Source organism: Beijerinckia sp. L45, from assembly GCF_009765775.1.
Taxonomy (GTDB): Bacteria; Pseudomonadota; Alphaproteobacteria; order Rhizobiales; family Beijerinckiaceae; genus RH-AL1.
Map to the genome: position 1 here is coordinate 25,410 of NZ_LMUU01000086.1, position 16,261 is coordinate 41,670.

Annotated in this window: 13 protein-coding genes and 2 tRNA genes; 10 read left to right on the forward strand and 5 right to left on the reverse strand. The window is 61.6% G+C overall.

Annotated features, from left to right (window positions below; translation table 11 throughout):
• Positions 1 to 62 precede the first annotated feature (62 nt).
• Positions 63 to 1,193, forward strand: a complete 1,131-nt coding sequence (locus tag GSQ79_RS09080; protein WP_158808395.1) for an OpgC family protein — start codon at positions 63 to 65, stop codon at positions 1,191 to 1,193.
• Positions 1,124 to 1,945, forward strand: a complete 822-nt coding sequence (locus tag GSQ79_RS09085) for an SGNH/GDSL hydrolase family protein (RefSeq protein WP_158808396.1) — start codon at positions 1,124 to 1,126, stop codon at positions 1,943 to 1,945. The genes GSQ79_RS09080 and GSQ79_RS09085 overlap by 70 nt, the downstream gene beginning before the upstream one ends.
• Positions 1,946 to 1,982: 37 nt before the next feature.
• Here the strand turns inward: GSQ79_RS09085 and GSQ79_RS09090 are convergent, their stop codons facing one another.
• From GSQ79_RS09090 to GSQ79_RS09105, 4 genes are all read right to left on the reverse strand, one after another.
• On the reverse strand, positions 1,983 to 2,870 hold the full coding sequence (locus GSQ79_RS09090; protein WP_158808397.1) for a transglutaminase family protein: 888 nt from the start codon (positions 2,868 to 2,870) through the stop codon (positions 1,983 to 1,985).
• Positions 2,871 to 2,986: 116 nt separating this feature from the next.
• The gene (locus GSQ79_RS09095; RefSeq protein WP_158808398.1) at positions 2,987 to 4,456 is read right to left on the reverse strand and encodes a multicopper oxidase family protein; all 1,470 of its coding nucleotides are present in this window, start codon (positions 4,454 to 4,456) and stop codon (positions 2,987 to 2,989) included.
• A 177-nt stretch (positions 4,457 to 4,633) separates the two neighbouring features.
• Complete coding sequence (locus GSQ79_RS09100) at positions 4,634 to 4,900, reverse strand: DUF1488 family protein (RefSeq protein ID WP_158808399.1); 267 nt, start codon at positions 4,898 to 4,900, stop codon at positions 4,634 to 4,636.
• 706 nt (positions 4,901 to 5,606) lie between these two features.
• On the reverse strand, positions 5,607 to 6,860 hold the full coding sequence (locus tag GSQ79_RS09105; RefSeq protein WP_158808400.1) for a cupin domain-containing protein: 1,254 nt from the start codon (positions 6,858 to 6,860) through the stop codon (positions 5,607 to 5,609).
• Positions 6,861 to 7,050: 190 nt separating this feature from the next.
• On the opposite strand from GSQ79_RS09105, the gene GSQ79_RS09110 reads away from it, so the two are divergent.
• From GSQ79_RS09110 to GSQ79_RS09120, 3 genes are all read left to right on the forward strand, one after another.
• Positions 7,051 to 7,914 (forward strand): LysR family transcriptional regulator, encoded by an 864-nt coding sequence (locus GSQ79_RS09110; protein WP_158808401.1) that lies wholly within the window; start codon positions 7,051 to 7,053, stop codon positions 7,912 to 7,914.
• Positions 7,915 to 8,009: 95 nt separating this feature from the next.
• On the forward strand, positions 8,010 to 8,186 hold the full coding sequence (locus GSQ79_RS09115) for a hypothetical protein (protein WP_158808402.1): 177 nt from the start codon (positions 8,010 to 8,012) through the stop codon (positions 8,184 to 8,186).
• Between the two features lie 306 nt (positions 8,187 to 8,492).
• On the forward strand, positions 8,493 to 8,675 hold the full coding sequence (locus GSQ79_RS09120; protein WP_158808403.1) for a DUF3606 domain-containing protein: 183 nt from the start codon (positions 8,493 to 8,495) through the stop codon (positions 8,673 to 8,675).
• A gap of 300 nt (positions 8,676 to 8,975) precedes the next feature.
• Here GSQ79_RS09120 and GSQ79_RS09125 read toward each other — a convergent pair.
• Positions 8,976 to 9,060: transfer RNA gene (locus GSQ79_RS09125), tRNA-Leu, on the reverse strand.
• Positions 9,061 to 9,371: 311 nt separating this feature from the next.
• On the opposite strand from GSQ79_RS09125, the gene tig reads away from it, so the two are divergent.
• The 5 genes from tig (at position 9,372) to GSQ79_RS09150 (ending at position 16,193) form a co-directional block, all read left to right on the forward strand.
• Positions 9,372 to 10,742: a trigger factor gene (gene tig, locus GSQ79_RS09130; protein ID WP_158808404.1), complete on the forward strand. Its 1,371-nt coding sequence runs from the start codon at positions 9,372 to 9,374 to the stop codon at positions 10,740 to 10,742.
• A gap of 139 nt (positions 10,743 to 10,881) precedes the next feature.
• Positions 10,882 to 11,532, forward strand: coding sequence for an ATP-dependent Clp protease proteolytic subunit (locus GSQ79_RS09135; RefSeq protein ID WP_158808405.1), 651 nt, complete (start codon positions 10,882 to 10,884; stop codon positions 11,530 to 11,532).
• A 472-nt stretch (positions 11,533 to 12,004) separates the two neighbouring features.
• Positions 12,005 to 13,267, forward strand: a complete 1,263-nt coding sequence (clpX, locus tag GSQ79_RS09140; protein ID WP_158808406.1) for an ATP-dependent Clp protease ATP-binding subunit ClpX — start codon at positions 12,005 to 12,007, stop codon at positions 13,265 to 13,267.
• A 194-nt stretch (positions 13,268 to 13,461) separates the two neighbouring features.
• The gene (gene lon / locus GSQ79_RS09145) at positions 13,462 to 15,888 is read left to right on the forward strand and encodes an endopeptidase La (protein ID WP_158808407.1); all 2,427 of its coding nucleotides are present in this window, start codon (positions 13,462 to 13,464) and stop codon (positions 15,886 to 15,888) included.
• A 229-nt stretch (positions 15,889 to 16,117) separates the two neighbouring features.
• Positions 16,118 to 16,193 (forward strand) — tRNA-Val (locus GSQ79_RS09150).
• Positions 16,194 to 16,261: the final 68 nt, after the last annotated feature.

Below are 16,261 nucleotides of genomic sequence, written 5' to 3' on the forward strand. Positions count from 1 at the left end.
AATCTCGTGTTTCCACGCGTGCGGCACATCATATAATAGACCGCCCGGGCGAAGAAGCGACCATGCGCGAACCCAACGAAATCGACTTTTGGCGCGGCTTCGCCCTGATTACGATCTTCGTCAATCATATCCCCGGCAATTTCGTCGAGCGCTTCAGCTATCGCAATCTCTCGCTCTCGGACTCGGCCGAACTCTTCGTGCTGCTTGCAGGCTGGTCGATGCGCCTGTCGATCGAGAACCCGAAGCGCCCGCTGACCATCCCTGCGATGATCTACAAGCTGTGGGCACGCGCCTTCACGCTCTACGTGGCCCAGACCTTCATCACGGAAATTGCGATCTTCATCCTGGCGGCCTCGTCCGTCTGGCTCGACGCGCCGTTCCTGCTCGACTGGCACAACGTCGGCGCGGTCTTCCGCGAGCCGATCGAGGCGCATATCGGGCTGGTGCTGCTGACCCACCAGCTCGGCTACTTCAACATCCTGCCGCTCTATGTCGTCCTGATGATTGCCGCACCGATCATCGCACTGATCTATCGCGCGATGCCGCCGCTGCTGCTGCCGATCTCGGTCGGGCTCTATGTCCTGACCCTGTCGCTTGGCATCAACTTTCATTCCTGGCCGATCGAGGGAACCTGGTTCTTCTCGCCGACGGCCTGGCAGCTGATCTATGTCCTGGGCTTCCTGCTGGCCGGCAAGACGACGGATATCGGGGCCTTCGCCCGGCGCCATCTCACGGTGCTGCGTTGGATTGCCGTCCCGATCATCATCCTCGGCGTGGTGATCGCATCGACCCGGTTCTTTCCGGATCTGATCAACCTGCCCCACCCCAGCCTGTTCTTCATCGTCTTCGACAAAACGTTTTTGTCGCCGGACCGCCTGTTCCACATGCTGGCGCTTTGCGCCTTGTTTGCCGGCGCCTACAACTACCTGGCCAAATGGCTGCCCGGCTTGGCGAAATTCTTAGCCATGCTTGGCCGTAATGCGCTTAACGTGTTTTGTGCAGCGTCTCTCTTAAGCCTATGTGGCCAAATTGTGCGGTTCATATACGGAGGAAGTGTTGTCACAGACGTCGTATTATTTTCTATCGGCGTCTCGATCATGGCGTTCATCGCATGGATAACGGAATGGCGTACCCGCACCCGCGTTGCTACCGTCTCTGGCTCGGCGCTGCCATCGCCTGCTGCGTCCTCCTGAGCACGCCGGCCTTCGCCATCGACCCCATCCCGTCGCCCGCGGCCCAGCAGACGCCGCCGGCGCTGAGCCCGCAGTGCGACGTCCCGGCCGCCGACATCGCCGCCCCTGCCCCGCTTCCCAACGTCACCAAGGTGCTCGCCGAGCACGGCACGCTGCACATTCTGGCGATCGGCTCGGCCTCGAGCGCGGGCCTCGGCTCGACGGCGGGCGTCAAAAGCTATCCCGTCCAGATCAGCGACATCCTGGAGAGCGCGCTGAAGGGCGTGAACGTCGAGATCGCCAACCGGGGCGTCGGCGGCGAAGTCGCACAGACCTCGGCCGACCGAATCCGTAGCGAGGTGGCGCTTATGAAGCCCGATCTCGTGCTTTGGCAGCTTGGGACCAACGATGCGCTGTCCCGCGTGGATCCCGACCAGTTCACCGATGTCGTCAAGACGACCATCGAGTGGCTGCGCGACAGCGGCATCGACGTCGTGCTGGTGGGCCTGCAATACACCTCGCGCTTCGCCAAGGACGAGAGCTACGACGCCATCCGCCAGGCGCTGCAGAAGATCGCGACCGACGAGAAGGTGCTGTATGTCCGCCGCTATGACGCGATGAAGTTCATCGCCCAGACGCGGGCCAATCTGCATTTGATGGCCAACGACAATTTCCACCTGAGCGATCTCGGAAACCAGTGCATGGCCGAGCATGTTGCGCGGGCGATGATCGCCAACCTGTTCGTCAAACGGTTTCGCCCCAACCCGAACTGAGGCTCGTGATGCTGCCCAGCGCGCGAACGGCAGCTTTCTAGACTGTTTTCGGCGCCGCTTTCCGGGGCGCCCGTTTCCGCGCAACCGGTGCCTTCAAAACCTTCGGCGGATTCTTGATCGGCGCGGCGAGATCGTAGGCCCAGACGCTGAACGACTTGAGCTGATGCGGTCCGAACGAGATGATCATCGGCACGTCCGCCGCGTCGCGACCGCGCGCCACCACGATACGGCCGATGCGCGGAATATTGTTGCGCGGATCGAAGGTGATCCACCGATCACTGAGATAGACCTCGATCCAGGCGGAAAAATCCATCGGGTCGACAACCGGCACGCCGATATCGCCGAGGTAGCCGTTGATGTAGCGCGCCGGGATGTTCATGCAGCGGCATAAGGCGATCGCGAGGTGGGCGAAGTCGCGGCAGACGCCGCTACGCTCCTGGTAGGCATCGTAGGCCGTGCGGGTCGACCGCGCGTTCGGGTAGCTGAAGGTCAGGTGCTTGTTGGCGAAGTCGCAGATGGCCTGGACGCGCGTCCAGCCGGGCGCGATGTCCCCGAAGAGGTTCCAAGCGATCTGGCTCAGCCGGTCGGTCTCGCAGTAGCGGCTTCCCATGAGGTAGAGCAGGCAGTCGTCGGGAAGGTCGGCAGTCGCGATCTCATTGGCGTCAAGGTCGGTCAAATCGACGGTGCCGGAATCTTCGGCGGTCCCATCGCCGCGGATGGTGGTGTCGCCGGCCGGCGCCGTAAACCGTCGACAGACATTCCCGAACAGGTCGTGGTAGAGCGTCGCGGAAATCGCCGGCTTTACCGAGAATTGCTCGGGCGCGATCAGGTCCGGGGCGCGCTCGTCACGGACGGTGAGAAGGCAAACCACCGCCGTCGGCCGCCGGCAGGTGATCGTGATGTCATAGCCGAAGCGAATTTGCATGAAGCGACCTGGGCACGCTCAACGACCCATTCGAGACACGGCTTCTATTCCTAGGGCGAACCCAGCCGCCTGCCAAGATGTGTCGAAGGCTAATAGGGATCGCTTGAACCCTTGCGCTACGTCACCTCAAACCATGCGGCCAGCCCCGAAACCTGCCGGTCGAGAACCAGGGACTCGAGCGCCCATTTGCCCGGATTGTCCGCGACGAAGGCGACATGCTTCGTGTGCCCATCGGCGACGAGCACGGCATTCCGCCAGTAGGGCTCCCAACCATCGTCGAGATCGTGGAGCAACCGCATCACGTGGCCATGCACATGAATTTGCTGCGCGAAGGCGCTTCTGTTGACGAGTGCCAGCGACACCGCGGACCCGCGCTTAACGGTGAACAGCGGCTTGCCGGAGACGCCGTCCGACGCGATACCGTTGATCGTCCAGAGATGGGCATTATCCGACGGCGGGATGGTTTTAGGCGGCGCGGTCTTGGACGCGGCGGCATTTTTCACGCCCTTGCGCGGCGGTTCGGCCGCCGGGGGCACCGGCGGCTTGGCGCCGCCGTCGATCACGAGGTCCATTTTTAAGGCCCGTTCGAGCGGGATTTGCGTCGGTAGGGCGCCGTTCTGCGGCAGCGCGGTCACGGCAGGCCAGGGCTTGCGCGCCTCGCCCTCTGTCTTGAAGAGCAGCAGCGGGCGATCCGCGCCGCCCTCGCCGCGCAGGATCAGGCGCGCCTCCTTGCCTGCTTCTGTAGGCAGGTCGATCATGATGTCGAAGCGTGCGCCGGGCCCGACGGGGATCGTCTGGCGCACCGGCTCGAACAGTTCGCACGGCTGGCCGTCGATTGCCTGAACCATCGGGTGCGCGCCCTCGAAGCCGACGATCATGATCCGGGCACTCATCGCGCTGAGCAGGCGCAGTCGGACCCGCGATCCCGGCTTGAGGACGGTGGTCGACGGCGCCGGCTTGGAATTGACGGTGACCAAAGGCCCGATCCGGCCGAGGTGACGCGCGGCCTCGACATCGAAAACATCCTTGATCTGGCCCTTGTCGTCGAGGCTCCAGTCGTCGAGCACGAGCAGAAGCTCCTGGTCAGCCGCCGGTGGCTCGGCCTCGTCGACGATCAGCACGCCGTAGAGGCCGCGATCCGTCTGCTCTGCGCTCTGCGGCCAGACATGCGGATGGTACCAGAACAGTCCCGCATCGGGCGGGGTGAAGCGATAGTCGAAGCTTTCGCCAGGCAGCACCGGCTTCTGCGTCAGGCCGGCGACACCATCCATCGCATTAGGGACGCGCACCCCATGCCAGCACACCGAGGTCGGCTGCGTCAGCTTGTTGATCAGACGAACCTTGAGCTCGTCGCCTTTCTTGATCCGCAGCAACGGCCCCGGCACCCGACCGCCATAGCCCCAGATCGCGGTCTCGCCGGCAGGGTCGGATGCAAGGCGGAGCGAACCCGGCCGCGCCTCAAGAATCGTCCAACCGTCGTCCGCGACCTTGTCCTTCAGGACAGCCGCTTCCGTTGAAGTGGCCACCGGCAGCACGACGACGGTCGCGGCGGCGCCACCAAGAAACAAACGACGATCGATCGACATGCAGGCCCTCGCGATGAGCGCCGGTGTTACACGATCGGGTTTGACAGCGGCAACTGGCGGGGGCTTTTCTGCGCTATACGCCGAACCAAAGCAAAATTCTGGTGCCCATCGACGGTATCACTAGGATTACCTAAAATATCAATGATTTCAGGATTTTATGATGCCACCAGACCCGGTTCAGTTCCGCAGGTCCGCGGGCAACAACATGAGGTGGCCGTCCTCAAGACCGCATTCCTCGTATTTGCGGCTAGCCATCGCTTCGATTCGATTGCGATGGCGTTTCAGAATATCAAGGCTGCCTTCAAAATCGTGGGTCTCCAGAACTCTCAGGGCTTGTTCAGAAAGAAAAACCGAGACCGTGGTCTTGCCGTCGAACATCTTCATACCGACCGGCGCTCGTGTCGTTCCATAGAACGGCTCGGATTGGCTACTTTCCAAAGGCATGTAGATCTCCTCGGTTCGCTGCACTGCACATTAACCCTCCGCTTTAAGTGGTCAAGCTTGGCGGGCGCAGCGACCGATTAGGCGCATCCACAAACCATTTCTTACAATGTTTTGATGGTCTGTAAGAGGCCTCCAATTAGCGGGCTCGATGCTGCGGGCTCGCAAGCCTGAGCCCGCAGCATTACGCCGCTCGACCGCGATTTGAGCCGATAACGGCGGGATCTCTTGAATACATCCGCCTTTTAAGCAGTGGGCCGAGAAGGCTTGAGAGCTTGGCTGACTTCAAGGTCCGGTGACCGACGAACGAAAAGGTTGGTCGGCGGCGCCGTTGGGAAGGAAGGGCCTGGGAGAGGTGAGCTCTTTCGGTGCTTGGTTCGAACGCGGCGCATCTGCGGGCACAAGTGCATAGTACTCTCGGCATCGCTTGATGCCGTTGTTTAAGGCTCCGCCAGCATTGCGTTCAGAGTTCGCGATACGCGACCCAGAGCACGAGAGCGAACTCGGATAAGGTTGTGCAGACGACGGCCCATCTGACATGAGGGTGATCTGCACAAAGGCGATGGCAACGAGGGCGCTGTTGTTCATTGAAGCTCCTTGAGAGTTGCGGGTTGATCTGGTCGGCAGGGGTGGTCATTCAGCCGCGGCGAGCGCCGCGGCCCCCGACTTTTGATGGCGTCGATCCGGATCAGACGGCCTTCAGATGGAGTTAGACCGGCAGGATGTCCGGCCTCCCCTTGCTCATCTGGGTGATCAGCTTGGGGTCGAGATTGAGATGCCGGGCGACCAGTTCGGGGGGTGTGCAGGCGAGCCACTGGGTCAGCGCCACTTCGGCGAAGCGGTCGGCCTTGAAGATTTCGAGGAAGACCAGATCGGTCGTGCCCGTGTTCTGCACATAATGACCGAGGCTCTTCTGCACGTAGCCAAGATCGCCGGCGCGGAAGTCTGCCGTCTGGGCTTTGGGCCCGGTGTTGAAGACGGTCATCCGCGCGCTGCCCTTGATGTAATACTGCCATTCGTCGGCATTGGGATGCCAATGCAACTCGCGCAGACCGCCCGGCTGGATCGTCACCAGCGCCGCCGCAATCGTCGTCGAGATCGGGAAGTTGCGGCTGTCGATGACCTTCACCGAGCCGCCCTTCGTCGTCTTGGTCGGCGCCATGTCGTTCATCGAGAAGGTGAACTGGATGTCCGACTCGCCCTGTGGCGAGGCCGCGGCCTTCTGTGCGGCGGCAAGCAGACCCGGCTCCTCGGCCTGGAAAATCCAGAGCGCGTCGAGCGGGATGTTCTTGAACGCGTCGGCCGGTACGTTGAAGTTTTGTGCCAAAACGTCCGGCGGCGTATGCGCGACCCAGTCCGTCAGCATCAGCGTGTTGAACTCGGACGAGTGGCCATTATCGAAAACGAGGACGAATTCGGCGCCATCCGGGCCAAGCCCCTGAAGCGAGTGCGGCAGGCCGGGCGGAAAGTACCAGAGATCGCCCTGCTTGACGTCGCGGATCGAGGGTCGGCCGTCGCCGTCGATCACGGTAATGCGGCATGTGCCGGAGACCATCACGGCCCATTCCGCCTGCTGATGCCAGTGCAGTTCGCGCACACCGCCGACCGACAGGCGCATGTTGACGCCCGAGACGGAGTCGGAGATCGCAAAATCGGCCTGCGTGACTTCGCGCGCCCACCCCCCGTTCTGAATGCGTTTGTGCGCGTTGTTGAACGACGACCAGAACAGCGGCATGCCGTCGACGTCGGTGGACGGCGGATCCTGGAACGAGGGAAACTCGTTGGCGAGCTTGGGATTCTGCGGGCCGGGATTGGTGAGAGATGACGGCGTCTTGGCGTTCACCGACCCTTCAAGAGGGTGATCGGGATTGCCGAAGGTGCCAGCGCTGGCTGCCGCGCTAGCCACAAAGGCGCCGCCGACGGCGCCGGCAGCTAGAATTCTGCGCCGTGATAAGTCTTGCATAGGGTGCTCCATTGGCGATCAGTTGACGACAAAGTGAAGTCTTTGCCGCCACGCGAGTCGCGAATACTTAAGTAGATTCAAGGATCGTGCTTGTGATACTGCGGCTTGCGGCAGGACGTGTCTGCCGCTATACGCTCAGATCCCGAGGACGCGAAAGCGATTACGTTTATTATGACTTCGAATAACCAGCATGTTTGACGTAAATCTGCTTCATACGTTCATAACAGTGGTGGAGACTCGGAGCTTCACCGACGCCGGAAGGGCGCGAGGCCTCAGCCAGTCGACTGTCAGCCAGCACATACGCCGCTTAGAGGAGGCGGCGGGATGCCAGCTTTTAGCGCGGGACACGCATGGGGTCGCGCTGACGGCCGATGGCACCCTGATGGCCAATTTTGCCCACGACATCGTGGAAGTCAGTCAGCGCGCTGCGGACTATTTTGCCGATGTCTCACCGCGCGGCCGCGTGCGGTTCGGGGTCTCGGAGGATCTCGCCCTGACCCGCCTGCCAGGCATTCTCAAGGATTTCATCGCGGCGAACCCGCTTCTCAACGTCGAGCTGCGGGTCGGCCTTACCAGCACCCTGTACCAGAGCCTGGACAGTGGTCAGCTCGACCTGATTTTTGCCAAGCGACGTGCCGATGACGACCGCGGTACGACGATCTGGCGGGAAAAACTCGCCTGGATGGCTGCGCCTCACTTCGTTCTCGACGCGGAAGCCCCGGTGCCGCTGGTACTCTACACGTCGTCGAGCATCACAAGCGCCCTGACGATTGACGCGTTCAATCGATCCGGGCGATCATGGGTGGTCACCTGCAGTAGCGAGACGCTGAGCGGCCTGCGCGCGGCGACGCTGGCCGGGCTCGGGATCGCAGCGCAGTCCCGCCTGCTGCTCCGACAGGGCGACCTCGTCGAACTATCACCCGCCGCTAAGCTCCCCGACCTGGGCGATATTGAATTCGTCATCCTGGGACGCAGCGCCAAGCTGCAGGGCGCAACCGCGGCTCTTGCCGAGGTGATCGCAGAGCGGGGGCCTGCGCTCTGGGCAACTCTTTGACAGGGAAACGCGGCCTGTGCGCACCTACCCGTGAGCCAGGAAGCAACTTCGATTGCAAGAATTATTCATCAAGGATCGCCGCGACCAGCCGAGCCATGCCCATCACCGATCTGCAAGGCGAAAACCTGATGACGGCAAGGCTGAAGCGGTCGGGGCTGATGGAACACGCCTGGTCGAATCGCTTCAACCTGTCTCGTCTCATGCCGGGCGCTGCGCTCGAAGATCGCGCGCGCCATCCGCAAGCTGACAACACCCTCCGGTCGCTGATCTGATTCAAATCGCCGCCTTCGTGACATCGTTGCCCGGCGGGTTGTCAGGATGGCGCTCGCGACGATGTGAAAGAGATGATCGGGCCTGGGCCGAACGCCAGAAATGTCAGGGTTGGACGCGGTGCCGTCAGCCGATTGTGGCCGGAATCGGAAGGGCAGCCTTTCGATGGCGAAGGGAAAGTAGCGGCTGTTCGCAATTGTGCTAGTTGCAGATGATCGCGCGTCCCGAGGGCATGCGAGGTGTGCGCGCACTACAAAGGCGTCTGCAGCAAGCGACCCCCTTTAGGGACTCATCAAGGATCGAAGGCATTGGCAGGGTTGAAAGACAAGCGCGGTTTCATTGACAAGGATCGGCTGGACCTCTCCGAGCGCAAAGCGGTCGAATACTGGATGAAGCGGTGGGGAGTGACGCGCGATCAAATTACCGGTGCACATCGCAAAGCGGGGCTGATGATCAAAGACATTGCCGCAGAGCTTGGCAAGAAGCGTTGAACCGACAAATGGCCGAGATCGGCCTGCCTGTTTGAACGCCACTGTTTTGGAAAACGGGGCGTCTGCGAATAGCCTGTTCCGACCACCCCAGCCCGTTCCGCGGCGTTTCTAGGCGTCCCAAATCCAGTCATTCATATGGACTGAGCTGTCCCGCCTCTCACGCGCCTGCTCCAATTTCGGGAAACTGCGGCGTCCATACGACCCCGCAGTGGCATTGGAAGGAGCCTTGACGCGCCAAGCACATCGCCTGCCACTTGGTTACTGTGCCCCAGAAGGCCAGAAAACAAAACAAAACAATGCTGGTGCCCATCGAGGGACTCGAACCCCCACGCCTTGCGGCGACGGTACCTAAAACCGTTGCGTCTACCAATTCCGCCAGATGGGCCGCCGAAGGCGGAGCCCTCTTTTGCGCAAAAGCGCGGAAAGCGCAATGCGGTCGCCGCGCTGGCCCCTGCTTTCCTGCGGCACGGGCTGAACTGTGCGGGCAAGAAGCCGACAGGACGATCCGCCCACCGTTGACAAAACGGTGCGGGACGCGCCAAGCAAGCGCAACCAATTGGGTAGCGCGATCGGAACTCCGGTTCCGGTGATGCGACTCGTGGAGGCGCTGCCTTCCACCGGCACCACACCACCGTTCTACCGCGACCATCATCTCCAGCGGGTTTTACAACCCGCCGTCCAACAGGCGTTTTTCCCATGCAAGTGACCGAAACCCATTCCGAGGGGCTCAAGCGCGAATTCAAGATCGTTCTCCCCGCGCAGGATCTCGCGACCCGCATGGAGGGCCAGCTCAACGAGATGCGCGCCAAGGCGACGATCAAGGGCTTTCGGCCTGGCAAGGTGCCGGTCGCGCATCTGAAGCGCATGTACGGCCGTTCGATCATGGCCGAGATCGTCCAGGAGGCGGTGAGCGAAGCCAACCGCAAGATCATCGCCGACAACAACATCCGCCTCGCCGGCGAGCCGAAGCTCGACTTCGACGGCGACCCCGAGGCAATGGAACGCGCCATGGAATCCATGGGCGACCTGTCGTTCAAGGTCGCACTCGAAGTGTTGCCGAAGGTCGAGCTCGGCCCGATGGACGACATCGAAATCGAGAAGCTCGTCGCCGACGTCCCGGAAGAGGAAGTCGACCGCATCATCTCCCTGCTCTCGGAGCAGAACCGGGTCTACGAGGCTAAGGGCGACGATGCCGTAGCGGAAAAGAGCGACAAGGCGACGATCGACTTCGTCGGCAAAATGGATGATGTCGCTTTCGAAGGTGGCACCGGCAACGATGTCGATCTGATCCTCGGTTCGAATTCCTTCATTCCCGGCTTCGAGGATCAGGTCCTCGGCATGAAGGTCGGCGAAAGCCGCACCATCACCGTGGATTTCCCCGCCGACTACGGCGCCACGGAGCTCGCGGGCAAGCCGGCGAGCTTCGGCGTGACGTTGAAGAGCGTGGCGAAGCCGGGCGACCTGACCATCGACGACGAACTCGCCAAGGGGTTCGGCTTCGAAGACCTCGCCAAGTTGCGCGAATCAGTGCGCGGCAACATCGAGAGCGACTACAACCAGGCCTCACGCTCCAAGTGGAAGCGGCACCTGCTCGATGCCCTCGACAAGAAATACTCCTTCGAGCTGCCGCAGGGTCTCGTCGAGCAGGAATTCGCGTCGATCTGGCGGCAGGTGGAGAGCGAGCAGCAGCAGAGCGGCAAGACGTTTGCAGACGAGAACACGACGGAAGAGGCGGCCCGCGTCGAGTACCGCGGCATCGCCGAGCGTCGCGTGCGCCTCGGGCTCGTGCTCGCCGAGATCGGTGAGGCCGCCGGCGTCAAGGTGACCGAAGACGAGATGAACAAGGCTCTGATGGAGCGCGTGCGTCAGTACCCAGGCGAAGAGAAGAAAGTCTGGGACTTCTTCCGCGGCAACCCGCAGGCCATGGCGCAGATTCAGGCGCCCTTGTTCGAGGATAAGGTCATCGACCATGTCGCGGCGCAGGCCAAAGTCACCGAGCGAAAGGTTTCCAAGGAGGAGCTGACCGCCGAGGACGACGTGCCCGCGAAGACCGCAGACGCGGCGTAATTACCGAGATAGCACAACCACTTGGCTTGGCCGTTTGACGCAGTGCTCGGGAGGGCCTTTGCGGAACGGCCAAGACTTCCTATCTTCACGAATGAAGCCGGGACGCCCCTCTGGCTTCTGCGAACAGAGAGACTTGCCCATGCGCGATCGCAGTCCGATCGAGGTTTACGACAATTACCTGATCCCGCAGGTCATCGAGAACACCGCTCGGGGCGAGCGCGGGTTCGACATCTATTCGCGCCTGCTGCGCGAGCGCATCATCTTCTTGACCGGCCCTGTCGAAGACAACATGGCCTCGGTGATCATCGCGCAGCTGCTCTTTCTCGAGGCGGAAAACCCCAAGAAAGAAATCTCGATGTACATCAACTCGCCGGGTGGCGTGGTGACGTCGGGTCTGGCGATCTACGATACGATGCAGTTCATCCGCCCGAAAATCTCGACACTGTGCACCGGCCAGGCCGCCTCGATGGGCTCGCTGCTCCTCTGCGCCGGCGAGCCGGAGATGCGCTTCGCGCTTCCCAACGCGCGGATCATGGTGCATCAGCCCTCCGGCGGGTTCCAGGGCCAGGCCTCGGATATCCTTCGCCATGCCGAGGACATCATGAAGGTGAAGCGCCGCCTCAACGAGGTCTACGTCAAGCATACCGGTCGCGACTACGACACGATCGAGCGGACGCTCGACCGTGATCACTTCATGTCCTCCGACGAGGCCAAGGAGTTCGGCATCGTCGACCAGGTCATCGTGAAGCGGCCGGAAGAGAAGCCGGAAGTCAACAAGACGGCCCCTTAGGCCGGCATGAGGCGGCCGGTTACGGGCGCCTTAAGCATCCCTGGATGATCAGGACCTTGGCGGCGGCAGCGGCACTAGCTTTCTGTGCGCAGGTCGTATCACCTGGATCAGGGAAACGAATCTGATGCGCGATCGGTTGGTCCTCGTGGGATCAGCCTACGGACGTTGCTTGTCCGTACCAGTAGCCTTAAGATTTGCTTAACTGATTTGCCGCGACAGTGGCATTGAATAGCCGCAAACTGTTGCATCGATGTGACGCACGGCCGTCGTGGCATCCGACGGGTTACCTTCAGCCCGATATTCGCTTCTTCGGATGGGTTGGATCGACAAGGATGGCTTCGGCCATCGCAAACGGAGAGCGACGGGCCGCGTGCAGCGCCGTCGGTTTCGAGGGTCGGTAGGTCAGTGCGGCCGCCCGACTTTGCTATAACGCACCGCTGGAGTGCACGCTCTGGCGGCATGGAGACGAGCCATGACCAAGGTCGGCGGCAGCGATTCGAAGAACACGCTCTATTGCTCCTTCTGCGGCAAAAGCCAGCATGAAGTGCGCAAGCTTATTGCCGGGCCGACGGTGTTCATCTGCGACGAATGCGTCGAGCTTTGCATGGACATCATTCGCGAAGAGAACAAGTCTTCCCTCGTCAAGAGCCGGGACGGGATTCCGACCCCGAAGGAAATCTGCAAGGTCCTCGACGACTACGTGATCGGCCAGTTCCAGGCCAAGCGCGTGCTCTCGGTCGCCGTGCACAACCATTACAAGCGCCTCAACCACGCGACGAAGCACACCGACGTCGAGCTGGCGAAGTCGAACATCCTGCTGATCGGGCCGACCGGTTCGGGCAAGACGCTGCTCGCGCAAACGCTCGCCCGCATCCTCGACGTGCCGTTCACCATGGCCGATGCGACGACGCTGACCGAAGCCGGCTATGTCGGCGAGGACGTCGAAAACATCATCCTGAAGCTGCTCCAGGCCTCGGACTACAACGTCGAGCGGGCGCAGCGCGGCATCGTCTATATCGACGAGATCGACAAGATTTCGCGCAAGTCGGACAATCCGTCGATCACCCGCGACGTGTCGGGCGAAGGCGTGCAGCAGGCGTTGTTGAAGATCATGGAAGGCACCGTCGCCTCCGTGCCGCCGCAGGGCGGGCGCAAGCATCCGCAGCAGGAATTCCTGCAGGTCGACACGACGAACATCCTATTCATCTGCGGCGGCGCTTTCGCCGGTCTCGAGAAGATCATCTCGACCCGTGGCAAAAGCACGTCGATCGGCTTCGGCGCCTCGGTGTCGTCGCCGGACGACCGCCGCATGGGTGAAGTTCTGCGCAAGGTCGAGCCTGAGGATCTGCTCAAGTTCGGTCTCATTCCGGAGTTCGTCGGCCGTCTCCCGGTCATCGCGACGCTGGAAGATCTCGACGAGAGCGCGCTGAAGAAGATCCTGACCGAGCCGAAGAACGCTCTGGTTAAGCAGTATCAGCGCCTGTTCGAGATGGAGAACACCTCGCTCACCTTCCAGGACGAGGCGCTGAACGTCGTCGCCAAACGAGCGATCGAACGCCGCACCGGCGCGCGTGGCCTGCGCTCGATCCTCGAAGGGATCCTGCTCGATACGATGTTCGATCTGCCGGGTCTCGACAGCGTCGAGCAGGTGGTGATCGGTCCCGAAGTCGTCGAAGGCAAGTCGCGACCGCTCTACATCTATTCTGATCGCGAAAAGACCAGCACCGGGACTTGATCCGGCGCTGCAAGCCCGCGCCGTTTACAATGGTGCGGGCCATGCAGCCGATCCGATGCTGCCAAATGAATTGCGCCGGACGGAATGCCGTTGAAACCCGATCAAAGCGTCGCCATCTGATTTTCCGAAGCTGATCAAGTTCCCGGTTGCCGCTGCTTTCTAAGGGCGGCTTGGCCGGAGATAGGAAAAACCAAATGCCCAGCCAAAAGCGCGAGCCCTCTGCCCCCGGCGTCATCGAGAATTTCCCGGTTCTGCCGCTCCGCGACATCGTCGTGTTCCCGCACATGATCGTTCCGTTGTTCGTCGGTCGCGAGAAGTCGATTCGCGCCCTCGAAGAGGTGATGAAGGCTGACAAGCTCATCCTGCTCGCCACGCAGGTGAATGCCACCGACGACGACCCGGCCACCGACGCGATCTACCAGACGGGAACGCTTGCCTCCGTGCTGCAGCTGTTGAAGCTGCCCGACGGGACGGTCAAGGTTCTGGTCGAAGGCCAGACACGCGCCAAAGTGCATGCCTACACCAGCACCGACGACTTTTACGAAGCCGATGCCGAGACCATCGCCGACGATGACGCCGACGAGGTCGAGGTCGAAGCCCTGGCACGCTCCGTCGTGTCCGAGTTCGAAGGCTACGTGAAGCTCAACAAGAAGATCTCGCCCGAAGTCGTCTCGGCCGTCACGCAGATCGAGGATTACTCGAAGCTCGCCGACACGGTCGCGTCGCACCTCGCGGTCAAGATCGCCGACAAGCAAGCCGTGCTCGAGATGACCTCGATCACCAAGCGGCTGGAAAAATGCCTTGCCCTGATGGAGAGCGAAATCTCGGTCCTGCAGGTCGAGAAGCGCATCCGCACGCGCGTCAAGCGCCAGATGGAGAAGACGCAGCGCGAGTACTATCTCAACGAGCAGATGAAGGCGATCCAGAAGGAACTCGGCGACGAGGACGGGAAGGACGACCTCTCGGAGATCGAAGAGAAGATCAAGACCACCAAGCTGTCGAAGGAAGCCCGCGACAAGGCCAATGCCGAGCTGAAGAAGCTGCGGCAGATGTCGCCGATGTCGGCCGAAGCGACGGTGGTGCGCAACTACCTCGACTGGATCGTCTCGATCCCGTGGAACAAGAAGTCGAAGGTCAAGAAGGACCTGAACATCGCGGAAGAGCTGCTCGACACCGAGCATTTCGGCCTCGACAAGGTTAAGGAACGGATCGTCGAGTATCTTGCCGTCCAGAGCCGCGCCAACAAGCTGAACGGGCCGATCCTCTGCCTCGTCGGACCGCCCGGCGTGGGTAAGACCTCGCTCGGCAAGTCGATCGCCAAGGCGACCGGACGTGAGTTCGTGCGCATGTCGCTCGGCGGCGTCCGCGACGAGGCGGAGATCCGTGGGCATCGCCGGACCTACATCGGGTCGATGCCCGGCAAGATCATCCAGTCGATGCGCAAGGCCAAGACGTCCAACCCGCTCTTCCTGCTCGATGAAATCGACAAGATGGGTCAGGACTTCCGCGGCGATCCGTCGTCGGCACTTCTCGAAGTGCTCGATCCGGAACAGAACAAGGCGTTCAACGATCATTACCTCGAGGTCGACTATGACCTGTCGAACGTGATGTTCGTCACCACGGCGAACACCTTGAACATCTCGCCGCCCTTGATGGACCGCATGGAGATCATCCGGATCGCCGGCTACACCGAGGACGAAAAGATCGAGATCGCGAAGCGTCATCTCATCCCGGCCGCCATCAAGAAGCATGGCCTGGACGAGAAAGAGTTCTCGATCGATGACACCGGCCTGCAGGCTCTGGTGCGCCGCTACACCCGGGAAGCCGGTGTGCGTAACCTCGAGCGTGAGATCTCCAACCTCGCCCGCAAGGCGGTAAAGGCGATCCTGACGTCGAAAGCGACGACGGTGCATGTCACGGAAGAGAACGTGGCGGACTATCTCGGCGTGTTCAAATACCGTTACGGCGAAGCCGAGACGGAGGATCAGGTCGGTGTGGTCACCGGTCTCGCCTGGACCGAAGTCGGTGGCGAACTTCTGACGATCGAAGGCGTTATGATGCCCGGCAAGGGCCGCATGACGGTGACGGGCAATCTGAAGGACGTGATGAAGGAATCAATCTCGGCGGCGGCGTCCTATGTCCGCTCCCGCGCCGTCGATTTCGGCATCGAGCCGCCGCTGTTCGATCGTCGCGACATCCACGTCCACGTGCCGGAAGGCGCGACCCCGAAGGACGGTCCGTCCGCCGGTGTCGCCATGGCCGTCACCATCGTCTCGACGATGACGGGCATTCCGATCCGTCGCGACATCGCGATGACGGGTGAGATCACGCTGCGGGGTCGCATCCTGCCGATCGGCGGCCTGAAAGAGAAGCTGCTCGCTGCCCTGCGCGGTGGGTTGAAAAAGGTGTTGATCCCCGAGGATAACGCGAAGGATCTCGCGGATATCCCGGCCAACGTCAAGAACGCGCTGGAGATCGTGCCAGTCGCGCGGATGGAAGACGTCTTGAAGCACGCCCTGGTGCGCCAGCCGATCCCGATCGTCTGGGAAGAAGAGATCAAGCCGGTCAAGGCGACGCCCCTCGGCGTCGACGAAGACGGTGCGGGTCTCGTCGCACACTGATCGGTTCGATTGGTCCCAAAACGCCGCGTCTCTCAGGAGGCGCGGCGTTTTTCGTTTTGGCTGGACGATGACCAGGATGGCGCGGTTTTAGGTGGCTGCGGTCTTTCCGGTGAGGCGATGTCGCCGTGGAATGGCTCGATGGAGAAAAACATCGACGGATCGTGGAAGCGGCTTCAATTCCAAGCCGGAACCACGTATGTCACGGCATCCGATGCCGCATAGGCGTCGCGGGCGGTTAGCTCAGTTGGTAGAGCATCTCGTTTACACCGAGAGGGTCGGCGGTTCGAGCCCGTCACCGCCCACCAATAAAATCAATGACTTAGATTATTATTTTCGATCGGGTGGCGCTTTCGGGCACGATTAGGGTGCCATG